The 15,565-nt window shown below is 49.9% G+C and carries 16 protein-coding genes; 8 read left to right on the top strand and 8 right to left on the bottom strand.

The features are described 5' to 3' along the window. Positions 1 to 494: 494 nt before the first annotated feature. The 7 genes from KEF85_RS06555 to ettA form a co-directional block, all read right to left on the bottom strand. Positions 495 to 1,790, bottom strand: coding sequence for an adenylosuccinate synthase (locus KEF85_RS06555; RefSeq protein ID WP_215584261.1), 1,296 nt, complete (start codon positions 1,788 to 1,790; stop codon positions 495 to 497). A 17-nt stretch (positions 1,791 to 1,807) separates the two neighbouring features. Beyond that, on the bottom strand, positions 1,808 to 3,001 hold the full coding sequence (locus KEF85_RS06560; RefSeq protein ID WP_215584263.1) for an ATP phosphoribosyltransferase regulatory subunit: 1,194 nt from the start codon (positions 2,999 to 3,001) through the stop codon (positions 1,808 to 1,810). 69 nt (positions 3,002 to 3,070) lie between these two features. Then, on the bottom strand, positions 3,071 to 3,925 hold the full coding sequence (gene hflC / locus KEF85_RS06565; protein WP_215584270.1) for a protease modulator HflC: 855 nt from the start codon (positions 3,923 to 3,925) through the stop codon (positions 3,071 to 3,073). After that, positions 3,915 to 5,120, bottom strand: a complete 1,206-nt coding sequence (hflK, locus tag KEF85_RS06570; RefSeq protein WP_215584272.1) for an FtsH protease activity modulator HflK — start codon at positions 5,118 to 5,120, stop codon at positions 3,915 to 3,917. Before hflK ends, hflC begins: the two co-directional genes overlap by 11 nt. Positions 5,121 to 5,413: 293 nt before the next feature. Beyond that, complete coding sequence (gene hflX, locus KEF85_RS06575; RefSeq protein WP_215584274.1) at positions 5,414 to 6,679, bottom strand: ribosome rescue GTPase HflX; 1,266 nt, start codon at positions 6,677 to 6,679, stop codon at positions 5,414 to 5,416. Positions 6,680 to 6,690: 11 nt separating this feature from the next. Then, a complete protein-coding gene (hfq, locus tag KEF85_RS06580; RefSeq protein ID WP_215584276.1) occupies positions 6,691 to 6,933 on the bottom strand; it encodes an RNA chaperone Hfq in 243 nt (80 codons plus the stop codon). A gap of 396 nt (positions 6,934 to 7,329) precedes the next feature. Further along, positions 7,330 to 8,994, bottom strand: a complete 1,665-nt coding sequence (gene ettA / locus KEF85_RS06585) for an energy-dependent translational throttle protein EttA (RefSeq protein WP_215584279.1) — start codon at positions 8,992 to 8,994, stop codon at positions 7,330 to 7,332. A gap of 527 nt (positions 8,995 to 9,521) precedes the next feature. Between ettA and KEF85_RS06590 the strand changes: the two genes are divergently transcribed. The 6 genes from KEF85_RS06590 to KEF85_RS06615 all read left to right on the top strand — a co-directional run bounded on the left by KEF85_RS06590 (position 9,522) and on the right by KEF85_RS06615 (position 13,696). Further along, a complete protein-coding gene (locus tag KEF85_RS06590) occupies positions 9,522 to 10,190 on the top strand; it encodes a TatD family hydrolase (RefSeq protein WP_246535063.1) in 669 nt (222 codons plus the stop codon). Next, positions 10,183 to 10,935, top strand: a complete 753-nt coding sequence (locus KEF85_RS06595; protein ID WP_215584281.1) for a tRNA threonylcarbamoyladenosine dehydratase — start codon at positions 10,183 to 10,185, stop codon at positions 10,933 to 10,935. Before KEF85_RS06590 ends, KEF85_RS06595 begins: the two co-directional genes overlap by 8 nt. A 4-nt stretch (positions 10,936 to 10,939) precedes the next feature. Further along, positions 10,940 to 11,353: a hypothetical protein gene (locus KEF85_RS06600; RefSeq protein WP_215584284.1), complete on the top strand. Its 414-nt coding sequence runs from the start codon at positions 10,940 to 10,942 to the stop codon at positions 11,351 to 11,353. Between the two features lie 52 nt (positions 11,354 to 11,405). Continuing rightward, positions 11,406 to 12,323 carry a class I SAM-dependent methyltransferase gene (locus KEF85_RS06605; RefSeq protein ID WP_215584286.1) on the top strand — a complete coding sequence of 306 codons (918 nt, stop codon included), beginning with the start codon at positions 11,406 to 11,408 and terminating at the stop codon, positions 12,321 to 12,323. 10 nt (positions 12,324 to 12,333) lie between these two features. Next, positions 12,334 to 12,705 (top strand): hypothetical protein, encoded by a 372-nt coding sequence (locus tag KEF85_RS06610; protein WP_215584287.1) that lies wholly within the window; start codon positions 12,334 to 12,336, stop codon positions 12,703 to 12,705. A gap of 106 nt (positions 12,706 to 12,811) precedes the next feature. Beyond that, a complete protein-coding gene (locus KEF85_RS06615; RefSeq protein ID WP_215584289.1) occupies positions 12,812 to 13,696 on the top strand; it encodes a GGDEF domain-containing protein in 885 nt (294 codons plus the stop codon). Positions 13,697 to 13,732: 36 nt separating this feature from the next. On the opposite strand, the gene KEF85_RS06620 is transcribed toward KEF85_RS06615, so the two are convergent. Continuing rightward, positions 13,733 to 14,266 carry a hypothetical protein gene (locus KEF85_RS06620; RefSeq protein ID WP_215584291.1) on the bottom strand — a complete coding sequence of 178 codons (534 nt, stop codon included), beginning with the start codon at positions 14,264 to 14,266 and terminating at the stop codon, positions 13,733 to 13,735. 356 nt (positions 14,267 to 14,622) lie between these two features. Between KEF85_RS06620 and KEF85_RS06625 the strand changes: the two genes are divergently transcribed. After that, positions 14,623 to 15,153 carry an REP-associated tyrosine transposase gene (locus KEF85_RS06625; RefSeq protein ID WP_215584298.1) on the top strand — a complete coding sequence of 177 codons (531 nt, stop codon included), beginning with the start codon at positions 14,623 to 14,625 and terminating at the stop codon, positions 15,151 to 15,153. Positions 15,154 to 15,301: 148 nt separating this feature from the next. Then, a complete protein-coding gene (locus KEF85_RS06630; RefSeq protein WP_215584300.1) occupies positions 15,302 to 15,565 on the top strand; it encodes a type II toxin-antitoxin system Phd/YefM family antitoxin in 264 nt (87 codons plus the stop codon).

The raw sequence follows: 15,565 nt of genomic DNA on the forward strand, positions 1-15,565 counted from the left end.
GTTTTTGGGCTTAAATGCCGCAAAATGACCACTAAACTGCGTATTTTGCTGTCATAACTTGACAAATGCGTGACATTATAGGAGTTTGTTATGCCAAATTTGGCAGATGCAATGCTTATTGCTGCATTTATTAGTTTATCATGATAATAAGTATAAATACCTAGGTATTTATACTTATTAATGTGAACAAAGTCTCAATTTAGAAATATTGGTGGCTTGCCTGGCGGCAAATCCACCTTAGCTACCTAGTGGTTTGCCGGCAGCGCCAAAGGATGTGCCGACTCCGCAGGCGCATGGTGTGCGATTGATGCGCATCACTGCGTTCAGCGCATCCTACGCCTTATCCGTTATATCACATTGGCGTATCAATAGTAGTCGACCGATCTTTTGGATGTGCCGACTCTGCGGGCGCATGGTGTGCGAATGATGCGCATCACTGCGTTGGACATATCCTATCAGGTATCCGTCAAAATAAGATTGGTCAACCACTGGTTTTAAGCGGCAAATGGGCTTTCCAGTACGATGGTTTCGTTGCGATCCGGGCCGGTGGATAAAATGGTGACTTTTACGCCTACCAGGGCTTCAATTCTGGCGATATAGGCTTTAGCGTTTTCCGGTAAGGCGGCATAGTCGGTAATACCGGCGGTAGAACTGGACCAGCCGGGTAGTTCTTCAATCACGGCTTCACATGCCGCGTATTGATCGGCACCCAGTGGTGCAGTGCTGGTCAGGGCGCCGTTGATCCGGTAAGCGGTGCAGATGCCGATTTTATCCAGGCCGTCCAGGACATCCAGTTTGGTCAAGCAGATGCCGCTCAGGCTGTTCAGTTGCGCGGATTTACGCATCGATACGGCATCAAACCAGCCGCAGCGGCGTTTTCTGCCGGTAGTGGCGCCAAACTCATGGCCTTTCACGCCCAGATGATCGCCGTAAGCATCATGCAGTTCGGTGGGGAAGGGGCCGTTGCCCACTCTGGTGGAATAGGCTTTGGTGATGCCCAGCACATAATCGATAGCCAATGGCCCAATCCCGGTGCCGGTGGCTGCACCGCCGGCGGTGGTGTTGGATGAGGTGACATAAGGATAAGTGCCGTGATCGATGTCCAGCAATGCGCCTTGGGCGCCTTCGTAAAGAATGTTATGGTTTTGTTCCTGCAGCATTTGCAGTTCTTCGCCGACATCGGTGAGCATGGGTATGATCAGTTCACTGAGTTGCAGCGTGGTTTCCAGTATGGCTGCGTAGCTGACCGGTTCGGCCTGATAATAATTAACCAGCATGAAGTTGTGGTAAGCCACCAGTTCTTGCAGGCGTTTGGCAAATTCTTGCGGATTTAACAGGTCGCCGGCCCGCAGACCGCGTCTGGCCACTTTATCTTCATAAGCCGGGCCGATGCCGCGTCCGGTGGTGCCGATGGCTTTGCTGCCTCTGGCTTTTTCGCGGGCCTGGTCTATGGCGATATGCACCGGCAGAATCAGGGCGCAGGCTTCACTGATTTTCAGGCGGTTGCGTACGGGTATCCCGGATTTTTCCAGAATTTCAATTTCTTTTAACAAGGCTTCCGGACACAGTACCACGCCGTTGCCGATCAAGCATTGCACGCCTTCATGCAGTATGCCGGAGGGGATCAGATGCAATATGGTTTTTTCACCGTTGATGACCAGGGTATGACCGGCATTATGGCCACCTTGAAACCGTACCACTGCCGCTGCTTGTTCTGTTAAAAGATCGACGAGTTTGCCTTTACCTTCGTCGCCCCATTGTGTACCAATTACAACTACGTTTTTTCCCATAATTTTTAATATTAACCTTATGCTAATGGTTTAACAGCCCAGCCGTGATCTTGTTTTTCCAAAATGGCGGTGCAGCCTAAATCCTTGGCTGCGCCGGATTGATTCGGCAGGAATTGAATCACGGTATTGCCGCCGGCGCGTAAGTCGCGTACGGTCTGAATTAAGTCGGTATCTGTGCTGTGCGGCGCCAGAATAATTTGACTGGTTTGCGGTTCGACACTGGTTTTATACTGATTAACCAGTACCTTGAGGTCGGCACTGAAGCCTGTGGCGGCTCTGGCCCGGCCAAAAACTTTGCCGATGTTGTCATAGCGGCCGCCACGGGCAATTTCCCGGCCTATGCTGGGGATAAATGCCGCAAACACCATGCCGGTATGATAATGGTAACCACGCAATTCGGCCAAATCAAAACTGATAGGCAACAGCGGAAAATTGCGCTGTAAGTGATCAGCAACGTTTTGTAAATCTGTTAGTGCCTGACTGATGCCGGGATGCTCGGCGGCGTTGAGTAAAGTCAAGGCCTTGCTGAGTACCTCGCGGCCACCATTCAAGTTGGGTAATACGCTAAACAGCTGTTTGTAGTGTTCGGCTATCGGCAGGTTGCGCAGCAGTTCGTCGAGATCGCTGCGGGCTTTGCGTTGTAAAACATCGAACAGCTCGGTTTCCTGCTCGGCTGCTAAACCGGCGGCTTCGATCAGGGTGCGGTAAATGCCGACATGGCCCAAATCCAGATGCACATGTTCTGCGCCGCTCAGGGCCAGGGTTTCCAGCATCAGGCTGATGATTTCATAATCGCTTTCAATGCCGGTATGGCCGTACAGCTCTGCACCTATCTGCATGGGCGCGCGGGTTTTTTCCAGCGGATCACCCAGAGTATGCAGTACGGTGCCGAAATAGCATAAGCGGGTCGGCCAGTCGTGTTTGAGATTGTGGGCGTCGATGCGGGCCACTTGCGGGGTCATGTCGGCGCGTACGCCGAGCAGTTTGCCGCTGATCTGGTCGGTGAGTTTAAAGGTTTGCAGATCCAGGTCGTGTCCTGAGCCGGTCAGCAGTGAATCCAGAAAATCCACAAAAGGCGGTATTACCAGATCGTAGCCCCAACAGGCGAAGGTATCCAGCAGTTTACGCCGTAAGCCTTCTATCAGTTTGGCCTGGGCCGGTAAGGCTTCGTCTATGCCTTCCGGTAATAGCCATGAGTCTTTTTTTTGCATTTTATATATCCCAATCGCACAAAACGCCCCGGTGACGGAGCGTTTTGGCCGCTTGTTGAATGATGTGGCTTATTTCTGACTTTTAAAGAATCTAAAGAAATCCGAATTAGGTTCCAGTACCATTATATTGCCGGATTTGCCCAGACTTTCCTTGTAAGCAATCATGCTGCGGTAAAAGGCGTAAAAATCCGGATCGGCGCTATAGCTGTTGGCAAACACTTCTGCGGCTTTGGCATCGCCTTCACCGCGCAGAATTTCCGAATCACGGTAGGCATTGGCCAGGATGATTTCGCGTTGTTTGTCGGCATCGGCTCGGATTCGTTCGGCAGCTTCCGAACCTTGTGAGCGAAACTCGCGGGCCACTCTGGCACGTTCGGCTTCCATACGCTGATACACGGAAGAACTGACTTCGTTGGGCAAATCGATGCGTTTGACTTGCACGTCAACAATTTCAATACCCAGTTTCAGAGCGTGAGGCGATACATTGGTGATCAGGGTGTCGCGGATGGCGCTGCGATCCGTGGAGACCAGCTGTTTGATTTCCCGTTTGCTGAATTCGCTGCGGAATGCGTCTTTGATGATTTGATCCAGGCGGATATTGGCCTGATTCACATCACCGGCAACGGTGGTATAAAACACTTTTACATCACCTATACGCCATTTGACGAAGGAGTCGACAATCACGTTTTTCTTTTCGGCGGTCAAAAACCGTTCCGGGGTGGAATCCATGGTCAAGATCCGCGAATCAAAGCGTTTTACGTCATTGATGATGGGTAATTTAAAATGCAGGCCCGGCGCAAAATCGGTGCCGACGATTTCGCCCAGCTGAAATTTGATCACGCGCTCGGTGACACCGACGGTAAATACCGACATGGATAACACTAAAATCAATGCGCCTAAGGCGACCAGAATCTTATTTACCATCGTAGCGTCCTCTTACGTCGCGGTCACGGCTGAGCGCGCGGGCATCGTTTTTAACATCTTTGGTCGGTGCAAGCGGAGCCGGCACCGAGTCATGGTTGATTATCGGGGCTATGCCTTCGTCAACCGGTTTGGTATTTAATTTATCCAGAGGCAGGTACATGATATTGTTGCCGCCTTTTACGTCCACCAGTATATTGTTGGAGTGTTCCAGCACGGTTTCAATGGCTTCTATATACATGCGCTGTTTGGTTACAGCCGGTGCTTTGTGGTATTCGGTAAGTAATTGTGAGAAACGGCTGACATCACCATCGGCTTTGGCGATCACTTTTTGTTTGTAACCTTCGGCTTCCTGGACAATACGTGAAGCGGCACCACGGGCTTTGGGCACTACATCGTTGGAATAGGCTTCGGCTTCGTTGATCAGGCGTTGTTTGTCCTCACGGGCTTTGATGGCATCTTCAAACGAACCTTGCACCTGTTCGGGCGGCTGAGCATCCTGCAAGTTGACGCTGGTGATCAAAATCCCGGTTTTATAGGCGTCCATGATGGACTGAATCTCGGTTTTGATGTCCAGCACGATTTCGCTGCGGCCTTCGGTTAACACAAAGTCCATATCGCTATGCCCGATCACGCCGCGTTCCACACTTTCAGTGACCTGTTTAAGCGTAGAGGCCGGGTCTAATACATTAAAGGCATAGTCTTTGGCATCTTTAACCTGATATTGCACGGCCAGACGCACATCGACGATGTTTTCATCACGGGTCAGCATCATGGCTTCTTTGGGAACCGAGCCGCTGGCCTGACCGCCGCCGGAACGATAGCCGACTTCGATAAAACGCTGTTGATCAACGTTGATGACTTGCACTTGTTCGATAGGGCCGGGCAGATGCCAGTTTAAACCGGGCTGAGTGGTGTTGACATAAGCGCCAAACCGGGTAACCACGCCACGGGTACCTTCGTCCACCGTGTAAAAGCCGCTGAAACCCCATAATACCACTGCGCCTGCGCCCAGATAGGCCAGGGTTTTTAAGGGTGCGCCGCTGCTGGGCTGTTTGGGGCCGGAACCGCCGCCAAAAATACCGGCGATTTTTTCTTGCAACGAACGGATAACTTCATCCAGATCCGGGGGGGTGCTTTTATCGTTTCGACCACTCCAGGGGTCATTTTTATCGCCACCAGGCTCATTCCAAGACATACTAGGTACTCCAATTGGATTTAAAAACTTCAGCTGAATCGGCCCCAGTAATAGCTCAATGGCTAAGCCGGCCGGTCGGCATAAAGTTGTTTAGCAAGTAAAAAGCAAAATTAACAGTTGAATGCCGATCACGACACCGGCACTAAAATCCGTAATAACTGCCAACATCCTGATTTCATTATAATGTTATGCTCAGAGCTGTTGCCTTGGACCGTGACACATCACGCTAATCAATCGTATATTCTACCGTAAATTGTATGGACTGCAGTAAATAACTCAGGATGTGAACCGGCTTAGTCCGGCACATCGACCTGGATGTTTTTTAATAAGCCCAAGTGTTTTTTATCAATTTCTATCAATAATTCGCTATCGCCGGTCTCATCAACAGTCTCGCTGACAATCCGGGCATAGCCGAATATTTTGGCTTTAAAGCCGGCCTGACTGGCCGGTAAATAACATTTACGCCAGACTTTACTGCCGGAAAACAGTTCGGCCAGCGCCTGTTGCAGCAAATCGCAACCTAACCCGGTTTTGGCGGAAATCCACACGGCGACTGGTTTGCCGGTATCATCGTAATCGATATGCGGTACGATATTTTCCAATAAATCGATTTTGTTGAATACTCTCAGTTGCGGTATTTCACCGGCATCAATATCGCTGAGTACCTGATTGACGTGGAAGATAGTGTCGTCGCGGTCTTCGGCGGCGGCATCGATGACATGCAGCAATAAGTCGGCTTCACTGGCTTCCTGCAGGGTAGAGCGGAAAGCGGCCACCAGTTCATGCGGCAAATGCCGGATAAAGCCTACGGTGTCGGCCAGAATGATTTCGCTGCCGTTATTAAGTGGAAATTGCCTTAAAGTTGGATCAAGGGTAGCGAACAACTGGTCGGCAGCATAGATGTCGGCACCTGTTACAGTATTAAAGAGTGTGGATTTGCCGGCATTGGTATAGCCCACCAGGGAAACGGCCGGAATTTCGGCTTTTTTACGTTTGCTGCGGCCTTGATGGCGCTGTTTGTCGACTTTTTCCAGGCGTTGCTGAATCTGTTTGATGCGCACTGCCAGCAGCCGCCGGTCGGTTTCCAGCTGGGTTTCGCCTGGGCCGCGTAAGCCGATACCGCCTTTTTGGCGTTCCAGATGCGTCCAGCCCCGAATCAGCCGGGTGGATAAATGTTTGAGCTGGGCCAGTTCGACTTGCAGTTTGCCTTCGAATGTTTGCGCGCGCTGGGCAAAGATATCCAGAATCAGGCCGTTTCTGTCCACCACCCGCACTTCCAGCGCCCGTTCCAGATTACGTTCCTGGCTGGGGGTAAGCGGATGGTTGACGATAATAATATCGGCTTGGTGTGCAATGCTGGCGGCTTTTATTTCATCGACCTTACCGGTACCGACAAAAAACTTGGGATCGGGGCGATGGCGGCTGCCGGTGATGACATGAACCACTTGCGCACCCGCTGATTTAGTCAGTTCCTTGAGTTCATCAAGGTCTTCCTGGCCAACGTGCAAATTCAGGTGAACGAGTATAGCCCGTTCACCCGCATCAGGGCGTTCAAACAAACAACAGCCTCTCAGCTTTCATTGCCGGCTTCGGGCTCACGGATCATCGTGACATTTTTACCAGGCACTATGGTAGAAATGGCGTGTTTATAAACCATTTGATTGACGGTGTTTTTTAACATGACCACATATTGGTCGAAAGAATCGACACGACCCTGTAATTTAATCCCATTCACCAGAAAAATAGACACCGGTGTATGTTCTTTTCTAAGGGCATTTAAAAAATTATCCTGCAAGTTTTGAGCTTTTGACATCCTTTTTTCTCCTTATTATTGTTAGGTCTGCTCATACATTACCCGCTAAGCCAGTCAATTTCAATACTTAGCGGCATGGTACAAATACCCATACTATGCTGTTTGAGCACATAAGCGGGCAGATAGTTCAATATAACTCATTATCGGTAGCGGCGCTCAGAGTTTTCTGCAGTCCGAATACCTGCAAGCGACTGTGGTTTATGTTGCTGCAGTTCTCTTGCAAGATAGGCAGCAAACACGAAATCAGTACCAGCTGGTAAAATAAAGCTATAGTTATTAATCGCTTAAGCCTAAAAGCCGCTGAGTTCAGGTAGGCCTGCGCTGCAGGCCGCTGCTCGGCAACGGCTTGGTTCCATCCAGTGTGGCTGGGCTATGTGGCGGATTGTTTACTATTAGTTAATTGATTTTTTTATATTTGAGACGATGCGGGTTGTCGGCATCGGTGCCTAAACGCCGGTGGCGGTCTAATTCATATTCGGCATAATTGCCTTCAAACCAGACTACTTCGCTGTCGCCTTCAAAAGCCAGGATGTGGGTGGCGATTCTGTCCAGGAACCAGCGATCATGGGAAATAACCACGGCGCAGCCGGGAAAACCCAGTAAGGCTTCTTCCAGGGCGCGTAAGGTTTCTACGTCCAGGTCATTGGTAGGCTCGTCCAGCAGCAGCAGATTGCCGCCGCTTTTCAGCAGCTTGGCCAGATGGACCCGGTTACGTTCGCCGCCGGACAATTCACCGATACGTTTTTGCTGATCCGCTCCTTTGAAATTAAACCGGCCCAGATAAGCCCGCGATGGGGTTTCGTATTTGCCGACTGTGATCATGTCCAGACCGTCGGATACTTCCTGCCAAACGGTTTTGCTGTCGTCCATATCATCGCGTAATTGATCGACATAGGATAATTGCACGGTCTGGCCGATAGTGATATCGCCGCTATCGGCTTTTTCAAAGCCGGCCATCATTCGGAATAAGGTGGTTTTACCGGCACCGTTGGGGCCGATAATGCCGACGATGCCGCCAGGCGGCAGTTTGAAACTGAGATTGTTGAATAACAGCCGGTCGCCGAAGCCTTTGCTGATAGTATCGGCTTCGATGACTACATCGCCCAGTCTTGGTCCGGGTGGAATGTAAATTTCCTGGGTCTCGTTACGTTTTTGGGTTTCCACCGAGGACAGTTCGTCAAACCGGGCCAGACGCGCTTTGCTTTTGGCATGGCGGCCTTTGGGGTTGGCGCGTACCCATTCCAGCTCGGCTTTCATGGCTTTTTGGCGGGAAGATTCCTGTTTTTCTTCCAGTTCCAGACGTTTTTCTTTTTGCTCTAACCAGCTTGAGTAATTGCCCTCCCAGGGGATACCCATGCCGCGGTCCAGCTCCAGTATCCAGCCGGCGACATTATCCAGGAAGTAGCGGTCATGGGTGACTGCCACTACTGTACCGGGATAGTCGTGCAGAAAGCGTTCCAGCCAGGCTACCGATTCGGCGTCCAAATGGTTGGTGGGTTCGTCCAGCAGCAGCATATCGGGTTTGGACAGCAGCAGCCTGCACAAGGCCACCCGGCGTTTTTCTCCACCGGAAAGTTTGTTGATATCGGCATCCCAATCCGGTAAGCGCAAGGCATCGGCGGCTATTTCCAGGGTGCGGTCCAGATTATGACCGTCGCAGGCATTGATAATATCTTCCAGTCGGGCCTGATCTGCTGCTAGTTGGTCAAAATCGGCATCAGGATCGGCATAGGCGGCATAAACGGCATCCAGTTTTGCCAAGGCTTCTTTGATATGAGTGACTGCTTCTTCAATATTGCCGCGTACGGTTTTGTTGGGGTCTAGTTGGGGTTCCTGGGGCAGGTAGCCGATATTGATACCTTTCAGCGGGATGGCTTCGCCTTCGATTTCTTTATCGATGCCGGCCATAATGCGTAGCAAGGTGGATTTACCTGAGCCGTTTAAACCCAGTACGCCGATTTTGGCGCCGGGAAAGAAAGACAGGGATATATCTTTAAGGATATGCTTTTTGGGAGGGACAACTTTACCCACCCGGTTCATGGAAAATATATATTGCGCCATTGGTATACTAGGTATGAAACGATGCTGGCATTATACCTTGCTGTGGTATTTTTTGATGGTTGTTGAGTGACAATTCGTAGATGGTGGGGTTGGGGGTAGTCTGGATGTAGCGTTGCTGAATCCGGGGGTCGAGGCTGATTTGTTTTTTATAGCTTGAACCAAGTATTGAGGATGTAATGTTATTTGCAGCTTTTTTTATTTGGAAACGCTATCGCGAGGCTAGTTTAATGCCGGTTCTCGCACCGGCGGGCGGGATACTTTTCTTTGGGCGGCCAAAGAAAAGTATCCAAAAGAAACGCCGCCCGGATGCCGCTTGAATCCTGCGCTCCTCGCTTTCGGCAGGGGTCGGCAGAAGGGGCTTCCTGCCCCTCTGCCGCCGCGCGGCATCCTTGCCGCGCCCCTGCGGGCTATTCCTGCCGAAAGCTTGCGGTGCTCGGCGCGGCAAACGGGGATAACATCGGCCTGCGGCAGCTTGGTGTGCTACGCGGATTTTTTAAAGATTATCTATTTATATTTCAGGTGCATCCTTGACTGACGGTTCGTTTATCAATCTGCATTGCCACCGGTCTGCGGCGCGGGATAAGCTGGAGATTGTCAGTTGGGATACGCTGGCGTTTGGTGCGGATCTGCTGCAGAATGGTTATTATAGTTTGGGTATTCATCCCTGGCATATCGAGGCTCAGGATTGTCGGCAGGCCTTGGTTACGTTGGCCGCGCAGTTACAGGATGCTGATTTGCTGGCGATAGGTGAGTGCGGGCTGGATAGCGGTATCCAGTTGCCGTTGTTGGGCCAAATTCCGGTGTTTGAACAACAGATTACGCTGGCCGAGCAGGCTGGTAAGCCTTTGATTATTCACTGTGTCCGGGCTTTTCATGAATTATTGCGGATCAAAAAGCAGCGTAAAGCCGATATACCGTGGATAATTCATGGTTTTACCGGTAAGCCGGCTTTGGCTGTCCAGTTGCTGGCGCATGGTTGTTATATTTCCCTGGGGTCGGTGTTGTTGCAAGCGCCTCAGCAGGCCAGGCTGTTGCTGGCGGCGATTCCGTTGCAGCGGCTGTTTCTGGAAACTGATGCTGCCGCGGTCCCGATCAGCACTATTTATAGGATAGCGGCTGATTTACTGGATATGGATGGTTTGATTTTGCAACAATTGCTGACGGCAAATTTTAGAAGAGTATTTTTTGATGAGTGATACAAGCTGGTTGGCACGGACTGAGCTATTAATCGGCAAAGACAAGCTGGAGCGTTTGCAGCAGTCGCATGTGCTGGTGGTGGGTATGGGTGGGGTGGGTTCGTTTGCCGCCGAATTTATCTGCCGGGCCGGGGTAGGGCGGATGACCATAGTCGATGGTGATGTGGTTGATCCCAGTAATCGTAACCGGCAATTGCCGGCTTTGGCTACGACTCATGGGCAAGCCAAAGCTCAGGTGATGGGTGAGCGTTTGCTGGCGATTAATCCGGATTTAAAATTGACTATTAAGCAGGAATTTATTACGCCTGATACTGTCGAAGCCCTTTTAGCCGATCATTATGATTATGTGGTGGATGCCATCGACAGCCTTACTCCCAAAATTACGCTGATTCGGGCGGCGAAAACCCGCAAACTGCGTATCATCAGTTCGATGGGCGCGGGCGGTAAGCTGGATCCCACTCATTTAAAGGTGGTGGATATTTCCAAGACTTATAATTGTCCGTTTGCTCAGTTTATCCGCACCCGTTTGCGCAAGGTCGGTATCAGTCGCGGTGTGAAAGTGGTGTTTTCTCCAGAAGTGGTGATTAAGGAATCGCTGATGTATACCGATGGCAGTCATTATAAAAAATCCGCTTACGGCACTATCTCTTATTTGCCGGCGGCGTTTGGCGGCGTATGCGCTTCGGTAGTGATTCGACATTTAATTAATGACGCGGCCCATCACCCGGCGCCACCCCTCGCTTGAGTTTATGACAGCCGCAGATCAACCTAATTGTGCCAGTCAGCCTCTGGCAGTGGGGTTTGTCAAAAGCAGCCGTTTGCAGGCCTTGCGTGAGCAGGCCCAGGCCGGCACTGACAATAGCGGTGATCCGCTGCCGGCTACCCAGCCGCAAGCCCGTGATCAGTCGGGGCTTGATGCCGATTTGTTACAGGTGCGGCAATTGATAGAGCAGCGGTTGGCTGAGATTATGGCGGTGTTGCCGCAGGGGCGGCAACGGCGCTTGTTTAAGATACGCTTTGGGGTAGAACTGGATGAAATCAAACAGTTGCCGATTAAGCGTGTTGTTAAGCTGTTAAACCTGGAGCCGGCGCTGCTAAATATTCTGCCGGCAAAGATGAAGCGGATCGCTGAACTGAATTATAATGGTGATATTGCAAACTAATGACACTGCTAGCCAGTGGCCGGGTTTGATAACCGCATATAAACACATCTGCATGTACACCATAGAGCCAAACCAAGATTACCGAGATCAAAGTCAGCGCCAAATCGATCAGTCAGCCACTGCCGCCCTGAAGGCCGATGCCGCCACTCATTACGACGAATGTTATAACGATTATTTGTTTGCCTGGTGCAATCGCGATAATTTAGCCTTGCATTATGGTTACTGGGCTGATGACAAGCCTTATAATCAGCATCAAGCCTTATTAAACAAAAATCAGGTGCTGTATGCCGCCGCCGGTATCCAAACCTGTGACCGGGTGCTGGATGCCGGTTGCGGTATTGGCGGCAGCAGTATCTGGATGGCCAAGCAGCATGGTAATCAGGTTACCGGTATTACCATCAGCGCCAAACAGGCGGCTTATGCCCGGCAACACGCCCAACGCCACGGTGTGGCGGCACTAGTGGATTTTCAGGTCAGTGATTTTTGTGCCACGCCTTTTCCGGATCAGTCGTTTGATGTGGTATGGGCGCTGGAAAGCAGTTGTCATGCGTTGAACAAGGCGGATTTTTTGGCTGAGGCCTATCGGGTATTGCGTCCGGGCGGCAGGCTGGTGGTGTGCGATGGCTTTTTATTGCAACGCCGTTTTAATGAATCACAATGGCAGGCTGTGCTGACTTGTCTGAACGGCTGGGCAGTGCCCAATTTGTGTGAGCGCGATGAGTTTAGCCGGTTGCTGACTCAGCAAAACTTTCAGGCTATTGCCTGGCAGGATATTACCGCGCAAACCTTACCTTCTGCCGATTATATGTATAAAGTGGCCAAGCGCTTGGAGCCGGTGCAGCGTTTAAGTCAATGGTTAGGCTTGCGTACCAAGGCCCAAACCGCCAACTATCTGGTGGGCCAGGCTCAGCGACGCTTATTTACGGAAAAACTGACTGAATATTGTATCGTCACGGCGCAAAAAATCTAAAGGATTATTAATGACATTAGCGCGAGCAGGAATTTTGTTGTGTTTGGCAGGGATGTCCGGCTGTGCAACGGTGCCGGCTAATAGTGGGCAGGTTAGTTTTGTCGGTTATGCCGAAGCGGTCTTTCGGCATCAAAATGAAGTCAGCAGCCGCTTGATGATGTTGAGCGAAGCCGAACAATTACCCGAAACCGAAGAGTTTGATCATGCCCAGGAAGCGATGGACAATGCCTGTCATTATCTGAACGAGTATGCAGAACGTGAAAACAGTCATGAAATTATCGGCTGGCATTTTAAAGCCAAGGTCCAAGACAGTGTGCAAGCCTGCGATCAGGCTGTGCAGCATATGGAAGCCTTGTTAAATACTGTGCCCAAGCAGCCGTGAGCGGATTAGTATATACATTTTGCAATTTATGCATACCTATATTCAGGATGCTGGGATGGTCCAGGCCTGATTGTCTGATACATCACTTTAATCCATAGGTGATATCGTGATCGATAAAACGACGGAATTGATAGTGGTCAGCAATAAGAACTTGCAGTCTGCCGCCAATGTGGATTTTTATCACCATGACATCAGTAGCGCTTTGCAAACCACGCTGGAGTTTGAAGAATTAATTGCGATTTTTTGTACCAAAATCCAGCAAATGATTCCGCATAAGGGGATTGAATATCATAATCCGGAGTTTGATTTAAACTTTAAGCGCGGGGTTTCTGCCGCTTATTCCTGCCGGTATGCCTTAAAAGTGGAAGATCAGCAATTGGGTGAATTAATCCTGATGCGTGAACACTCGTTCAGCGGCAAGGAGTTGCAGATACTGGCCCGGTTGTTGTGCTGTCTGATTTATCCTTTACGCAATGCCACCCTGTTTCATCAAGCCCTGAAAATGGCTTATACGGATACGCTGACTAAAACCAGTAATCGGGCGGCGTTTTATGATTGTCTGCAACGTGAAATCAAGCGGGTAAAACGCAGTGTTCAGCCTTTGTCGCTGGTGTTTGTTGATCTTGATGATTTTAAAGCCATCAACGATACCTATGGTCACGAATGCGGCGACATGGTGCTGGCGGCGGTGGCAAACTGGTTAACCGTTAGTGTGCGCGGTAGTGATGCGGTGTTTCGTTATGGCGGCGAAGAGTTTGTGGTGATTCTTTGCGATACCGATGCCGATGGCGCGAGGGTCATTGCCGAACGTATCCGTAAGGATATTGCCGCCCACACTATGGCTTATGACCGGCATTTATTAAGTATCACCGCCAGTGTCGGGGTCAGTACCCTGATGGCTCAGGAGCACGCCGATTCCTTGGTCAAGCGTGCCGATGCCGCTATGTACAGAGCCAAAAAACTGGGCCGCAATCAGGTCTGCGTTGGTTAAAAAACCAACCTTATGTTGGGCTTGATGTTACGTCGGCTAGTCGCTACGCCGCTCCAGTAAGCCGGTTTTTTGTTCCAGTTTAATCACTGCCTGATTCAGCACATAAAAATGCTTTTCTTCGGCAAACTGTAAGCCCAGGGCATAAAAAATCGGCATCCAGAATGGATTAATCATCAATGCACCCAGCAGGCTTTTAAAGGTGCGCTTCAGATTTTTCACCGGATTAAAACCGTCACTCAAGCTGAATTTGGGATGCTCGGCAAACACTTCCAGCAAGGGGTTCAAAATAGCAAAATCAAAGCCTTGGCGTTTGGCCATAGTGGCGGCCAGTTTGGCTTTGATGGCGTTAAAATTCAGTCTGGCCCGGCACACAGACACAATAAAAGCCAGCGCCATTAAAGGTAACAATACTTTGGGGGGGGCGATAGGCGCAAAAATGGGCGCTGACAGCACCAGGGCATAACCCAGCATCAGCATGTCTTCACCGCGCTCAACATCACGATCGACGCCTTTGATAATCGATATCACCGGATTGGCATCGGCTTCCGGATAAATTTGGGGTTCGGCCATTATTATTCTCCAAAAAACTCAAACAGGAAAAGCCCAACAGCAATGCTTCCATAATTGATGAAAATGTCAAGTTTGGGGGTGTTAAATTTTGGGGTGGGGGCAAGGCGATAGCCGGTTTACGGGGGGCGGCGATGCCAGCTACGATAGAACAAAATTGGGGATCGCAGAATGCTGGGTATCGCGTTGCTCTACCCAGCCTACAGCTTATGCCAAAAATCATAATTTATGGTACAGATTAGGGTGGTAGGCTGGGAGGAGCAACGCGATACCCAGCAAAATCTTTGACAGCTGGTTCAGTTAAACAATATGATTTGTAAAACAAGCAGATAAACCCAGCTTATCAAATTGAATGAATTATGCGTAATTATATTCGTAGTTATTCAAAAGGCGGCAGCTATTTCTTTACTGTCAACCTAGCCCAGCGCAAACAAAATGATTTATTGATCCGGCATATCGACGAATTACGCAATGCCTGCCGCTATATCCAACAACGTCATCCTTTGGTCATTGAAGCGATGGTGGTGTTGCCGGAACATTTGCATTGTATTTGGCGCTTACCTGAAGGTGACGATGCTTATTCCTTACGTTGGCGTTTATTAAAAGCCCATTTTTCCAGACACATTGACAGGGGTGAAACCATTTCTGCCAGCCGGTTACGAAAAAACGAACGCGGCCTCTGGCAGCGGCGGTATTGGGAACACCAGATTCGTGATGACACGGATTTTCAGAGGCATTTGGATTATATCCATTACAATCCAGTCAAACATGGCTATGTGAAAAATGCAGCGGATTGGCCTTATTCATCTATTCATCGCTGGATTAAATTAGGGGTCTATACCAAGGATTGGGCGGCGATGCCGGCTACGATAGAACAAAATTGGGGGTAGCAGAATGCTGGGTATCGCGTTGCTCTACCCAGCCTACAGCTTAAATAGTTTAGCAAGGGCATCTAAAGAGACGCCATTCAATTTTTTAGTGACAATATACCTAATATACGTATTATATGTATACTACATAGTATGCATATGAGGTGTTATGTTTATGGTTACCATTAGTTCTGTCGAGCTGCAAAGACATTTTGGGCATTACCAAGATGTTGCGCTTACTGAGCCTGTTGCTGTTACCCGCAATGGTCGTGAGCGTGTCGTCATAATATCTGTTGATGAGTACAACAGATTGAAGCGGCGAGATCGCCAAGTGTTAAGTATTGACGATTTTACCGAAACAGATTTACAAAAAATTATGGATTCTGAGCCACCAGTCGAAGCCGCCGCTTTCAACTCTGAATTTAAAGGCTAG

Source organism: Methylomonas paludis (genome assembly GCF_018734325.1).
Classification (GTDB): Bacteria; Pseudomonadota; Gammaproteobacteria; order Methylococcales; family Methylomonadaceae; genus Methylomonas; species Methylomonas paludis.

Bases quoted from the DNA above. Each gene is read 5' to 3' on its own strand.
- KEF85_RS06555 (WP_215584261.1), bottom strand. From the start codon at position 1,790: ATGGGAAAAAACGTAGTTGTAATTGGTACACAATGGGGCGACGAAGGT.
- KEF85_RS06560 (WP_215584263.1), bottom strand. From the start codon at position 3,001: ATGCAAAAAAAAGACTCATGGCTATTACCGGAAGGCATAGACGAAGCC.
- hflC (WP_215584270.1), bottom strand. From the start codon at position 3,925: ATGGTAAATAAGATTCTGGTCGCCTTAGGCGCATTGATTTTAGTGTTA.
- hflK (WP_215584272.1), bottom strand. From the start codon at position 5,120: ATGTCTTGGAATGAGCCTGGTGGCGATAAAAATGACCCCTGGAGTGGT.
- hfq (WP_215584276.1), bottom strand. From the start codon at position 6,933: ATGTCAAAAGCTCAAAACTTGCAGGATAATTTTTTAAATGCCCTTAGA.
- ettA (WP_215584279.1), bottom strand. From the start codon at position 8,994: ATGGCGCAATATATATTTTCCATGAACCGGGTGGGTAAAGTTGTCCCT.
- KEF85_RS06595 (WP_215584281.1), top strand. From the start codon at position 10,183: ATGAGTGATACAAGCTGGTTGGCACGGACTGAGCTATTAATCGGCAAA.
- KEF85_RS06600 (WP_215584284.1), top strand. From the start codon at position 10,940: ATGACAGCCGCAGATCAACCTAATTGTGCCAGTCAGCCTCTGGCAGTG.
- KEF85_RS06605 (WP_215584286.1), top strand. From the start codon at position 11,406: ATGTACACCATAGAGCCAAACCAAGATTACCGAGATCAAAGTCAGCGC.
- KEF85_RS06610 (WP_215584287.1), top strand. From the start codon at position 12,334: ATGACATTAGCGCGAGCAGGAATTTTGTTGTGTTTGGCAGGGATGTCC.
- KEF85_RS06620 (WP_215584291.1), bottom strand. From the start codon at position 14,266: ATGGCCGAACCCCAAATTTATCCGGAAGCCGATGCCAATCCGGTGATA.
- KEF85_RS06625 (WP_215584298.1), top strand. From the start codon at position 14,623: ATGCGTAATTATATTCGTAGTTATTCAAAAGGCGGCAGCTATTTCTTT.
- KEF85_RS06630 (WP_215584300.1), top strand. From the start codon at position 15,302: ATGTTTATGGTTACCATTAGTTCTGTCGAGCTGCAAAGACATTTTGGG.